At 43.0% G+C, this 12,655-nt stretch carries 9 protein-coding genes; 5 read left to right on the top strand and 4 right to left on the bottom strand.

What is annotated here, in order from left to right; translation table 11 throughout:
• Nucleotides 1-34 precede the first annotated feature (34 nt).
• Together dapB and lepB are read left to right on the top strand one after the other, a co-directional pair.
• Nucleotides 35-775, top strand: coding sequence for a 4-hydroxy-tetrahydrodipicolinate reductase (gene dapB, locus M1D52_RS04545; protein WP_437394236.1), 741 nt, complete (start codon nucleotides 35-37; stop codon nucleotides 773-775).
• A 188-nt stretch (nucleotides 776-963) separates the two neighbouring features.
• A complete protein-coding gene (lepB, locus tag M1D52_RS04550; RefSeq protein WP_437394235.1) occupies nucleotides 964-2,388 on the top strand; it encodes a signal peptidase I in 1,425 nt (474 codons plus the stop codon).
• Between the two features lie 350 nt (nucleotides 2,389-2,738).
• On the opposite strand, the gene M1D52_RS04555 is transcribed toward lepB, so the two are convergent.
• The 4 genes from M1D52_RS04555 to M1D52_RS04570 all read right to left on the bottom strand — a co-directional run bounded on the left by M1D52_RS04555 (nucleotide 2,739) and on the right by M1D52_RS04570 (nucleotide 9,822).
• Nucleotides 2,739-4,205, bottom strand: a complete 1,467-nt coding sequence (locus tag M1D52_RS04555) for an efflux transporter outer membrane subunit (protein WP_377612938.1) — start codon at nucleotides 4,203-4,205, stop codon at nucleotides 2,739-2,741.
• Nucleotides 4,198-7,359, bottom strand: coding sequence for an efflux RND transporter permease subunit (locus tag M1D52_RS04560; RefSeq protein WP_437394234.1), 3,162 nt, complete (start codon nucleotides 7,357-7,359; stop codon nucleotides 4,198-4,200). Before M1D52_RS04560 ends, M1D52_RS04555 begins: the two co-directional genes overlap by 8 nt.
• A 54-nt stretch (nucleotides 7,360-7,413) precedes the next feature.
• Nucleotides 7,414-8,580, bottom strand: a complete 1,167-nt coding sequence (locus M1D52_RS04565) for an efflux RND transporter periplasmic adaptor subunit (protein ID WP_013663732.1) — start codon at nucleotides 8,578-8,580, stop codon at nucleotides 7,414-7,416.
• Nucleotides 8,581-8,703: 123 nt separating this feature from the next.
• Nucleotides 8,704-9,822 (bottom strand): Ldh family oxidoreductase, encoded by a 1,119-nt coding sequence (locus tag M1D52_RS04570; protein WP_437394233.1) that lies wholly within the window; start codon nucleotides 9,820-9,822, stop codon nucleotides 8,704-8,706.
• 393 nt (nucleotides 9,823-10,215) lie between these two features.
• Between M1D52_RS04570 and M1D52_RS04575 the strand changes: the two genes are divergently transcribed.
• The 3 genes from M1D52_RS04575 (at nucleotide 10,216) to M1D52_RS04585 (ending at nucleotide 12,622) form a co-directional block, all read left to right on the top strand.
• Nucleotides 10,216-10,782, top strand: a complete 567-nt coding sequence (locus M1D52_RS04575; RefSeq protein WP_437394232.1) for an RNA polymerase sigma factor — start codon at nucleotides 10,216-10,218, stop codon at nucleotides 10,780-10,782.
• Nucleotides 10,763-11,506, top strand: coding sequence for a hypothetical protein (locus tag M1D52_RS04580; RefSeq protein WP_437394231.1), 744 nt, complete (start codon nucleotides 10,763-10,765; stop codon nucleotides 11,504-11,506). Before M1D52_RS04575 ends, M1D52_RS04580 begins: the two co-directional genes overlap by 20 nt.
• Nucleotides 11,507-11,758: 252 nt before the next feature.
• Complete coding sequence (locus M1D52_RS04585; RefSeq protein ID WP_013663728.1) at nucleotides 11,759-12,622, top strand: outer membrane beta-barrel protein; 864 nt, start codon at nucleotides 11,759-11,761, stop codon at nucleotides 12,620-12,622.
• Nucleotides 12,623-12,655 lie beyond the last annotated feature (33 nt).

Raw genomic sequence — 12,655 nt, forward strand, 5'->3', positions numbered from 1 at the left:
GTATATTGCAAACCTAAACACATAGCAAAATATAATGAACATAGCCTTGATTGGTTACGGTAAAATGGGCCGTATCATAGAAAAAATTGCTTCTGAACGAGGTCATACGGTGGCATTGATTATTGATGAGAATAATCGACATGAGATCATAGCGGACGATTTTTCTGACATTGATGTTGCCATCGATTTTAGTACGCCACAAGGGGCCCTTCAAAACATAAATCTTTGTTTTGAAGCAGATACGCCCATGGTTGTGGGAACAACGGGCTGGTATAGTCACCTGGCGGAAATTGAAGAAAAATGTAAAGCAGGTAACAAATCCTTACTTTACGGGTCTAACTTCAGTATTGGTGTTAATGTGTTCTTTCATATCAATAAGTTATTGGCTAAAGCTATGAGTCCTTATAAACAATATGACGTCCAAGTAGAGGAAATCCATCATACTCATAAACTGGACTCCCCAAGCGGTACGGCCATTACGATAGCAGAAGGTATTTTGGAACATAACGATGATAAGGATGAATGGGTAAACAACCTGGTCGGAGAAGGCGACGAAATCATACCGAAGAAAAATCAGTTATTGATCGAATCGCATCGGATTGAGGAAGTACCTGGCACTCATACGGTATTGTACAGTTCGGAGGTGGATCAGATTGAATTTAAACACACAGCACATAGCCGTGCAGGCTTTGCTTTAGGTGCGGTCATCGCCGCGGAGTGGTTGCAAGGTAAGAAAGGCTTCTATGCTGTTACGGATATGTTTGATTTTGGGTAGCTGTCTGCGGTCAGAAATCAGCTTTCTTTTAGAACAAGCTGAAAGCCGACTTCCGAACGCTGATTACTTTTTTAATTATTGATATCTTATTTGTTTCTTAAGGCATCAATGAGCCCTCCGGGGTTTTGACCATCCCTACGGGAGGCAGGCTTTTTAATTTTTACTTTTTAATTTTTACTTTATAAGGCATGTTAACAGCTTTTTTGGTAGTATTTTTTCTGGGCACGCAGATCGGTTTATGGTTACTTTTTGTGAAAGCAGGAAGGCCCGGATGGGAATCACTGATTCCTTTCTATCGTGAATATATTATTACTAAACTTACCGGAAGACCATGGTGGTGGGTGATTTTGCTAGTAGTCCCTATCATCAATCTTTTCATCGGTATTGGGCTGTACATAGATTTTGTTCGATGTTTTGGTCGGCGTTCTTTTCTCGATCAAGTGGGGACCATTATCGTACCTTTTATCGTCTTCCCCTTATGGGGCGCTGATAAAACGGTTACCTATTGGGGAGCTTCGGCTACAGAAGAATTTAAGAAGAAGTATCCTTACAAAAAGTCTGCGACCCGGGAATGGGCTGACGCCATCGTCTTTGCTGTTGTAGCCGCAACGTTGATCAGGACTTTTTTAATTGAAGCTTACATGATTCCCTCCGGCTCTATGGAACGGAGCTTACTTACCGGGGATTTTCTTTTTGTTAGTAAAATAAACTATGGACCACGTCTTCCGATGACGCCGATTGCTTTTCCTTTTGCTCATCACACCATGCCAATAACGGGCACGAAGGCCTATTGGGACGGTTTGGAAATGGATTATCGTCGATTACCGGGCTTGCAGAAAATCAAACGTAATGACGTGGTGGTATTTAATTATCCGATGGAGGCTGATGCACCCTTTAATAGACCGGTGGATAAACGGGAAAACTATATAAAGCGTGCGATCGGTATACCGGGTGATACCATTTCCATTGTAAATGCACAGGTTTATGTTAATGGAAAACAGGGCATAACGCCCGTGGAAGGTCAACTTATGTACGAGGTGACCACGGATGGTACCGATATTAATCTAGACCGCATTAACGATATGCGGATCGACGGTGGATCAACGGGGCAAGCGAACCAGTACGTTTTCTATCTGACACCTTCGTTGGCAAATACAATCAAAGGATGGGCAAACGTGAAGGAAATTAAACCGCTTATTTATCCGAAGGGAACCCCTGAACCTACACAGGATATTTTTCCCCAAGGGTCAGATTGGAACAGAGATAATTATGGGCCGGTCATTGTGCCACATCAAGGTTGGACGGTTCAATTGAATGAACAGACCGTGCCAATTTACGAACGTGCTATTACGGTATATGAAGGCCACACGTTTGAGAAAAAAGGGGATGGTTATTATATTGACGGCACTAAAGCAACGAGTTATACCTTCAAAATGAATTATTATTGGATGATGGGGGACAATCGCCATAATTCGTTGGATTCGAGATTTTGGGGATTTGTGCCGGAAGATCATATTGTTGGTAAGGCCCTTTTTGTATGGCTTAGTTTAGATGACAAAGGATCTTTCTTTGACAAGATCAGATGGAATCGTATTTTTATGGGAATCCATTAATTTTAGTTATTCGTTGAGAGTAGTTAAGTTGTTGAGTAGGGAATTATTCATTCGTGTTCACTTTAAGGTATTCATGAGCTCGCTATGCTCGGTTAGTTAATTAGCCGATTAGCCAATTATTCATTAATGTTTATTTAAAGGCATTCCCTGAAAGACTCGGGACGGGCATGAGCTCTCCCGAGTCTTCGGAGTCGGTTAATTAATGTGATAATGTTGGTACGAACAACCAACAACGAATAACCAACAACTAACCTAGCCCTTAGGAGTGCCTCTGCTCACAACGGACAACTAATAACCAATAACTAACAACCAATAACTAATAACTAACAACCAATAACTAATAACTAACACTACGCCCCTCCACCTAATGCTCTATACAACTCAACTCTAGCCAGCAATAATTGTTGTTTAAGGCTTACTAATTCCAGTTCACTGTCAATCGCATTCTGTTGCGCCGTAATGACTTCCAGATAAGTAGCATAACCTGCTTTAAATAATAATCCCGCTTGTTTAATACCTAGTTGAGCAACCTTTACTCGATTTTCAGCAATTTCATACTCTTCCTGCAATTTTTTAAAGGTTATCAACGTATTGGTAATTTCATTAATGGCATCCAATACAACCTGTTGAAAATCCAGTTCGGCCTTATCCCGTTCGAGTTTGGCAACTTCGATGTCCGTTTTAATTTTGCGTTTATTAAAGACAGGAGCTGTCAAACTCCCTATTATACCCCCAAATAGAGAGCCGGGAATTTTAAACCAATTTTTGGATAACATACTGTTTACCCCGCCTTCGGCTTCTATGGTCAGCGTCGGATAACGATAGGCCTGTGTGACGCCGACATTTGCATTAGCAGCACGTAGCGCGAGCTCAGAGGCACGTACGTCGGGTCGGTGACTCACCATGTATAGCGGAACACCGGCCGTAACAGAATCTTCGATCAAAAAATCAGTCAAGGAGGCATCTCGTGGAATACTATCGGGCAATTCACCGGATAAAGCTCGCAAGCTATTTTCTTGAATGACTACCTGACGCTCCAATTGCGGAATAAGCGATTGAGCTGCTAAACGTTGCGACTCGGTTTGCTGGATAGCGAGCGAGGTTACCTGACCCGCATCCCGTTGCAATTTGACAATGCGTAACGTGCTATCGGTCAACCGCAGGTTTCGACGGGCTACTTCCAATTGAGCATCTAACATCAATAAGTTGTAATAGCCTTCCGCGATATTGGCAACCAATTGCGTTTGTAAGAGTTTACGAGCCTCATACGTTTGCAGATACTCCGCTAGGGTCCGCTCATTCATGCGCCGAATTTTACCCCAAATGTCCAGCTCCCAGCTGAGTCCAATACTGCTCATATGCTGCATGGTATAATCAAATAAGGTTTCCGGAGCTTCTTTACCCTTCGTTTCGTAATATTTCGAGGAGGGATTAGAATAGAAGTTTTTGGATCGGTATTGCCTATTGACGCTTCCCAAGGTAGCATTGATGTCGGGAAGAAATTCTGCACGTGCCTGGAAAACACGTTGGTTAGCGATCTGAATGTTTTTCAGAGCTTTCCGCATATCGTAGTTACTCACAAGGGCCGTGTCAATAATCTTACGAAGTGTAGTATCGACAAAGAATTCGCGCCAATAGATGTTGCCTATTCCGACCGAATCGGCGGGACTGATTTCATCTCGATATTTTTTGGGAAGGTTCAAATGCGGCCGCTTATAATCTTTCCCTACTTTACAAGCATTAAGTAATAGACTAAGGAATATCGTCAAAAGTGCTATTGAGCCGAAGTGCCTTGTTTTTATATTTTTTTTAATCATCTTCTTCCTGAATCATTTTGGATTTTACCTTTTCATCAAAATGCTGAAAAACCATATAAAGAACGGGGATAACAAATACACCAACTGTTACGCCGAATAACATACCGCCTGCTGCACCGATACTGATTGAATGATTACCTTGTGCCGACGGCCCGACCGTCCACATCAAAGGAATCAAGCCCGCAACGAAAGCCAGTGAAGTCATTAGGATCGGTCTCAATCGTAAGCGGGCTCCTTCAATCGCGGCATCGTAAATCGACAAACCGGATTTACGTTGTTGAACGGCAAATTCCACAATGAGAATGGCGTTTTTCGCCAGTAGTCCTATAAGCATGATAAGGCCAACCTGAACATATATGTTGTTTTCGAGTCCGACCAGATTGACAGCTGTATAAACCCCTACGAGACCAACCGGAACCGAAAGTAAAATGGCGAAAGGTAAAATATAGCTTTCGTATTGTGCTGCCAGTAAGAAATAGACAAAGAGAATACTTAACGTAAAGATTAGAATGGTTTGTCCACCACTTTGTCGCTCTTCCAAACTCATGCCGGTCCATTCATAGCTATAGTTTGCTGTCAACACCTTTTCCGCCACCTCATCGACAGCTTTCATTGCGTCACCGGAACTATGGCCTGCCGCTGGTGTCGCATTGATAGCAATAGCATTAAATAAGTTATAACGATTGACGGTTTCCGGACCAAAGACTTTCCGCAGTTTTACCAAGGTATTGGCTGGTACCATGTCACCGTTTTTATTACGGACGAAAATCGATTTAAAAGACTCCGGGTCATTGGTAAATCGGGCGTCTGCCTGCATGTAGATACGATATTGTCTGCCAAAGCGACTGAAATCGCCGGCTTGTACCCGGCCGTAATAGCCTCGTATGGTTGTCATCAGATCCTTTGCGGTGACACCTAGGGCCTGTGCTTTTACAAAATCGACCTCTAGCTGATATTGTGGGAAATTGGCTTTAAACGGCGTAAATGCTGTTTCAATTTCAGGTCTTTTTTGCAGTTCTTGAATAAAATTGTTCGCCACCTTGCTGAACGATGCAAAAGTACCACCGAGGCGGTCTTGTAAAACGAACTCTAAGCCACTAAAATCACCAAACCCTTGTACCGTAGGACGTGGATAAACGCTAAAAGTGGCTTCGCTAATCTGAGAAAGATCCTGACGGATACTATCCATAAAAGCGTTAATGTCTTTTATCTCTCCTCGTTCCTTATGGTCTTTTAGATTGATATAGCCTACCGCAAAGGCCGGGCTGGCCGTGGCGTCAATGGCATTGTAACCGGAAATAGTCGTCATGCCTGAAATCTGCTCGCGTTTTCTCACTATGCTGTCGGCTCGCTGTAATACTTCTGTCGTTCTCGCTAAAGAAGCCCCAGGAGGCATAGACATAGAAAAGGTAACAAAACTGTCGTCTTCTGTGGGGATAAAGCTTGACGGTGTTCTATTCATCAGAAAAATACCGGCTGCGGAAAGCGAGGCTAACAGGGCCAGGGTAAGCCATTTCTTACGCAGCAGGAAATTTAAAGAGCGTATATACTTATTGGTAAGTGTATCAAACGCAACATTAAATCCATCAAAAAACCGCCTCGAATATTTGGACAATTTGCTTCCTTTTAACTCCTTTTCCTTATCATCATGGTGGTTGTTTCTCAACAACAAAGCGCATAGTGCAGGACTTAATGTTAATGCATTGAGCGCCGAAATCAAGATAGCAGTAGCTAGCGTATAGGCAAACTGTTTATAAAATAGGCCGGACGGACCTTCCATGAAACCGACAGGAAGGAATACTGCCGCCATTACCATGGTAATCGATAAGATGGCGCCGGTAATTTCGCTCATCGCAGAAAGTGTTGCTTTCCGCGGAGATAATCCGGTACGTTCCATTTTTTGATGAACCGCTTCTACGACAACAATGGCATCATCTACCACAATACCAATGGCTAAAACGAGCGCAAACATGGTTAAAACGTTGATGGAAAAGCCAAATAGAAGTAGGAAGAAAAAAGTTCCTACCAACGATACCGGGATGGCGATTGCCGGAATCAATGTGGAACGAAAATCTTGCAGGAATATAAAGACAATGACAAACACCAAGAAAAAGGCTTCGAATAAGGTGTGTTTCACCTGACTGATCGACTCGTCTATTTGATCACGAACACTATACGTGATTTCATATTTGATACCCTCGGGAAAAGATCGCTGTAACTTTTCCATCACCTTTCGTATTTGTCCATCGATTTCCACGGCATTCGAGCCACTCGTTTGGACTACGTTGATCGTTAACCCCGGGAAGCCGTTTACTTTGTTGTCCGATCCCACATTAGAAGCACCGAATTCGATACGAGCGACATCTTTAAGGTAGAGCACAGAACCGTCTTCGTTGGTCCGAATAACTAGATTTTCATAATCCTCCGGATTACTGAAACGACCGCGATGTTTCAAAACGGTTTCGAAAACCTCATCGGATGCTTCACCGAATTTTCCTGGGGCGATTTCAAAGTTTTGACTCTTGATGGCATCGATGACATCTTGAGGTACCAAGCCGTAAACAGCCAATTTTTCCGGATTAAGCCATGTACGCATGGAATAATCTCTAGCTCCAATTCGACTGATGGTGGCAACACCTGGGACGCGTAATAACTCACGGTTAATATTAATTTGCGCATAGGCTTGCAGGAAGGTTTCATCATAAACCGTATCAGGGTGATTACTGAAAATATTCATAGTCATGATGACACCATTCTGCTTGGGCATAACACTGATGCCCGCTTCGTTTACTTCTGCGGGAATTTGGCTGGCGGCCTTTGAGACACGCGTCTGGACATTAACGGCCGCTTGATCGGGATTGGTGCCTGCTTTGAAGAAAATATTGATACTGCCGGAACCGGTATTGCTGGCGGTAGATCGTATATAGGTCATATTGTCGACCCCGTTAATAGCTTCTTCAATAGGTAGTAAGACACTCTGCGCCACCGTTTCAGCATTGGCTCCGGGATAAGATAAAGTAACGCTCACGCTCGGAGGGGCAATTTCGGGAAAACGTGTGACAGGTAATTGCAGCATGCCGACAATGCCCAACATGACCAATAAGATGGATATGACGGTAGCAAGGACGGGTCTGCTTATGACAGTTTTTAACATAGTTTTTTCCTCTCGCTAATGGAGTTAATAGGTATTTACTTTAACACGGGGATTTTAACTGCGTTTGGGATTTTGTAGCTGTGGATTAATGGCTAGGCCGTCTTCCAATTTGTCAAAGCCTGACAGTACGACGCGGTCGCCCGGCCTTAGTCCATCTTTAACAATATAGTTAGGCCCGCTGACTCCATCAAGAATGACGGCACGCATCTTTACCTTGTTATCCGGCGTTACAATATATACAAAGGTTTTGTCTTGTAATTCAACGGCGGCTACTTGAGGCATCAACAAGACGCCGGGTTTCTTTTCTTCCATTTTCAAGGTACCGGTGTTCCCTTGTCTAAGCACGTCGTGAGGATTAGGGAAAGAAGCTCGAAGAGAAATGGCTCCGGTAGTTCTATTTACCTGTCCATCAATCGCATCTACGATCCCTTTCTCCGCATATTCGGTGCCGTCGGCCAACATAAGGCGAACGTAGGGAATTAACATGTCATTGTTAGCAGACGAGTCGTTTGATCGTCCACCTTTGGTGAAATGTAGGAAATCTGCCTCGCTCATGGAAAAGTACACATACACATCACGTGTGTCAGACAAAATGGTGAGTGGCTGAGAATCACCTTTCGTAATCAAATTTCCGATTCGTTTTGGAATACGACCTATATATCCACTCGAAGGAGCTTTAATATTGGTAAAGTCGAGATTTATTTTGGCTGTCGCAACGGCTGTTGCTGCTTTTGCAACCGAAGCCGTAGCAATATCGGCATTGGAACGAGCTGTTTGAAGCTGTACGTTAGATATAACGTCATTTTCTACCAACGGTTTTAGACTCTCGACTTCCAGCTGGGCATTTTTTTCTTTAGCCTTTTCAACTGTTTCTTCTGCAATGGCATTTTTGAGCGCCTCCAAATAAGGTTGTTCGTTGATTTTAAAAAGATTTTGTCCCTGTTTCACGTAGGCACCTTCATCAACATATATTTTTTCTAGAATGCCCTCAACCTGTGGACGGATTTCTACATTTACTTTTCCTTCGATGGTTCCGAGATAATCTCGTTCTGTTAAAGCCGTACCAGTGTCAACCATAAAAACCGGAAGACTTAATCGCTTGTTGCTTTCATCTTCTGCGTTGGAGGAACCGGAATGGCAGCTGCTTGTAATTGCTAATAAAAAAAGACCTGTACTGAGTGTTAAAAGGGATTTAATGTTTTTACTCGTTTTAATAATCATTGATGTTTTTTATGTTTTAGTGTTTAAGCATGTTGTTGCTTTTCAACAAAACATTTTCAAATAAGTTTGCTTTTATAAGGACATAAAGCCAACCTGTAGGTTTCAGAATTAATGCCAAAAACGTCATGCTATGTTCGGTGATGGTAAACTAAGGTCATCCGCTAGCTTTAGTAAGTCATCAAATACGCTTTTAACAACAGGGATGCCATTTGCTTTTCTTTCTATGGTTGCAGCCCGCTCGGGTTCACCAGGAATAATGACAGGCTGACTTTTGTCAATGGGTTCTGCGTTTTTAAACCGATGAATCCAATTATCCATATGCTGTTTAAAATCGTCAAGAGGACGGAAACCATCGGCTCTCAATGCGCCTAAAAAATGTCCCAAACCTTCTCCTACGGGTTGAGGATGAGGCTCTAAATAAGCAACAAAAGGCGGTGCCCAAGGGCCATAATTAGCGCCCGAAAGCACGGCACTTAGAATGTCAACCGTGGCGCTAAGTCCAAATCCTTTGTGACTACCATGTGCTCGGTCACCTCCCAAAGGAAGTAAGGCCCCTCCGGATTTAAGCTCGTGCGGATTTACCGAAGGAGTGCCGTCTTTCGTTTGTACCCATCCGTCAGGAATAGAATATCCATTGCGCTGAGCAATTTCAAGTTTACCGTTAGCAGCAGCGGATGTCGCCATATCTACAACTACCGGCGGATACGCTCCTGCCGGAAATGCATAACACATGGGGTTGGTCCCTAACATCCGCTCTTTGCTGAAAGTGGGGGTTACTAGCGGACTAGCATTGGTCATGGCATAACCGATCATATCTTGTTCAACGGCTAATAAGGCATGATAACCGGCAATGCCGAAATGATTGGAGTTGCGTACAGCGACCCACCCGGAGCCATAGTCTTTCGCTTTTTTGATGGCAATTTCCATGGCATAAGGTGCTACTACCAAACCTAAACCGCGATCCCCATCTACGGTAGCCGTAGTGGGCGTTTCATGTATAATCCGTATCTCCGGTGAAGGATTTAGTCTGCCTTTTTGCCACAGCCGAACATATCCGCTTAGTCGTGCCGTCCCGTGGGAATCAATGCCCCGTAGATCGGCTGCAATCAGCACATCCGCAGCCAGTTTAGCATGCGCTGCCGTACAACCGATCGTTAAGAATACTTGTTCAGTAAATTCACGTAGGCTGGTTTCGCTTATTATAAGTGTGTTTTCCAATTGTTTGTGTTTCTTTTTGTTCAAGTGCTTCGCAAACTTAATAAATTGTTGTTAGTTATCGGTTATTAGTTGTGGGTTGCAAGTTATTAGTTATTCGTTGTTGGTTATTAGTTATTCGTCCAACATTATCAAACTAACCGACCCCAAAGACTCGAGGGAGCTCCTATAAATAATGCCTTTAAATAAACACTAATGAATAATTAACCAACCCACTACTTAGCTATTTAACGTCTCAACCACTCCACAATTTCTCTACTTCACGCCCATGCTTCATTGGCTAATTCACCAATTGGCTAATCGGCTAATTAACTAATCCCCTACTTAACTATTTAACGTCTCAACTACTCAACAAAAAAATAAAAAAATCATGCAACCTTTTTACTGCTCTTGACATCTAAGAGAAAAAGGGAACATAATTTGAAGCAATTATACACCATCGATGATCTATTGGAAGGTTGCCGCCGGGGAGAGCGAAAGGCACAGGAGTCGCTCTATCGGGCAATTGCTTCGAAGATGTTCAACCTTTGTTTGCGTTATGCCACATCCGAGATAGAAGCAGAGGATATGTTGCAAAATGGTTTTATCAAGGTGTTTCAGTGTGTAGCTGGTTTTAGGGGGGAAGGGTCTTTTGAGGGTTGGATACGAAAAATCTTTGTAAATACAGCGATAGAGATGATACGGAAGAATCAGCGAATGCAGAACACAATAAGTGTTGACGCCGTTTTTGACGAAGAGCAACAGACATTTGATATGGAAGGGTTGGAGGTACGTGATTTGCTTGCGCTGATTCAACAATTGCCGGACGGTTATCGTATCGTGTTTAATATGTATGCCCTGGAAGGTTATTCACACAAAGAAATAGCTGAAGCACTGAGTATCAGCGAAGGTGCTTCAAAATCGCAATTGTCCCGTGCGCGGGCATGGTTAAAAAGTAAATTGGTAATGTTAGAAAGAGGGGGTAATTATGGATCGTATGCGGAATGATATTTTTGATGAGGAGGTTCGGAAGAAACTTGATTCTTTTGAACCGCAGGTCTCGAACAAAGTATGGTCGAATATCGCCGAACAGTTGGATCAGCAGACAACCGGATCGGGAGCAAGGCCGCTTCAAATGAAGAGAGCCTTGATGAGGTGGTCGATAGCCGCCATGATTGCGCTTACTTTAGGGTTGGGGATAACTTATATCAAACAGCCACGCAAAGTTGTATATTTAAGTGCAAAGAAAGAAGTTATAAAAGACGAAGGGGCTGCCTTACCACTGCCTGTGACCAAAAGCAATAATGGAATCGGTAAAGGCGAAAAGATGGTTCATAGGAGCGTATCCCCTGCGAGGCGGGATTTAAAGGAGCGAATAGACGGGCGGAAAATAACGGTATCGGAAAATAGGGCAATGACAGATCCCGATGTTATTATGGAAGACACGGGCAACCGGCCCATGATCGTCAATGAGGTAGTATCAGTCGCCGTATCTCCAGGTAATGGACGCGTAGAGCAACCGGCGCTACAGTTTGCTTTTATTGAGACTCCGACGTTAAAGGATACAAAGGTGAAGAGCCAAGAAAAGAAAAATTTCGGCATAGGTGAGATTTTAAATTATGTCGTAGGTTCGGTTGATCATGGTGATGCAAAGGTGCTGTCTTTTGCCAGTGATGATGAAGGCACATTGAAAGTAGCCGTTGATTTGAAGGCATTGAAGGTTAGGCTGTGATGGGGGAATAGTCAAGTAGGGGGGATAGTCAAGTAGTTAAGTAGAGGAATCGTTAAGTAGTTAAGTAGGGAAGTAGTTAAGTAGATACGATTTGACGACTCCACGACTCGACAACTCAACTATTTAACGACTCAACGACTCAACCATTTAACCTCTCAACGACTCAACAACTCAACTATTAAACGTCTCCAACAACTAATAACGAACAACTAATAACGAACAACTAATAACAAACAACTAATAACTACATATATGAAGCATATTTTATTTACAGGGTTAACTTTTTTAGCGTTGATTGGCACCGTTCAGGCAAGCAATACTGAATTATCGAAGGTGGAGGGGATACGTGATACAACGGATATGGACACCGTAAAAACTGAACGAAAGCGAAAGCTAACCGTCAAATGGAGCTCTGATGGAGATAATATGGTCAAGGTTGAACGTTGTAATCCTTGCGATAGCTTAAATAAAAGTAAGAGTACTGACTTTTTGAAGCAGAAGCCGAAGGTTATTTTAGGAATCACATTCTCCCGCTTTGATCTAGGATTGGCTACCTTACTAGATAATGGTAGTTTTACGCTTAGTCCGGAGAACGATTTTCTAAGGAACCGAACATGGAAAACAATTAATGTGGGCTTTGATGTTTTCCAATTCGGCTACCGCTTCAACGAAAAGTTTAGATTGTTTTTGTCTGCCGGTTTTGATTGGACCCACATACGCCTGAAAAATGATATCATATTCGACCGGAATACTACACCGCTAAGCTACACCGAATCGGATATACATTATAGCAAAAACCGTTTCAGCTCCAGTTATCTTAGGATACCGATAACCTTCGAACACCGATTGGGCATGGATCGTGATTTACGAATTGCCTACGGCCCAATTGGAGGTTTCTTGCTAAGTGGAAGCCAAAAATTTAAGAGTGAAGAGGAAGGCAAACGGAAAGTTAAAGACGATTTTAATTATGCTAAATTCCGTTATGGTGCTTTTGCACGTGTGGGCTATAAATGGGTCGGTTTATATGCCAAGTACTATTTCAATGATATGTTTGAGAATAGTCCACAGCAAGAGGGCCTGAGAAATATGTCTTTCGGACTGATGTTCTTCTTCTAAAAACTTTTGCTTTTATAGGTCGATCAGTCGCTG

The organism is Olivibacter sp. SA151, assembly GCF_054130995.1.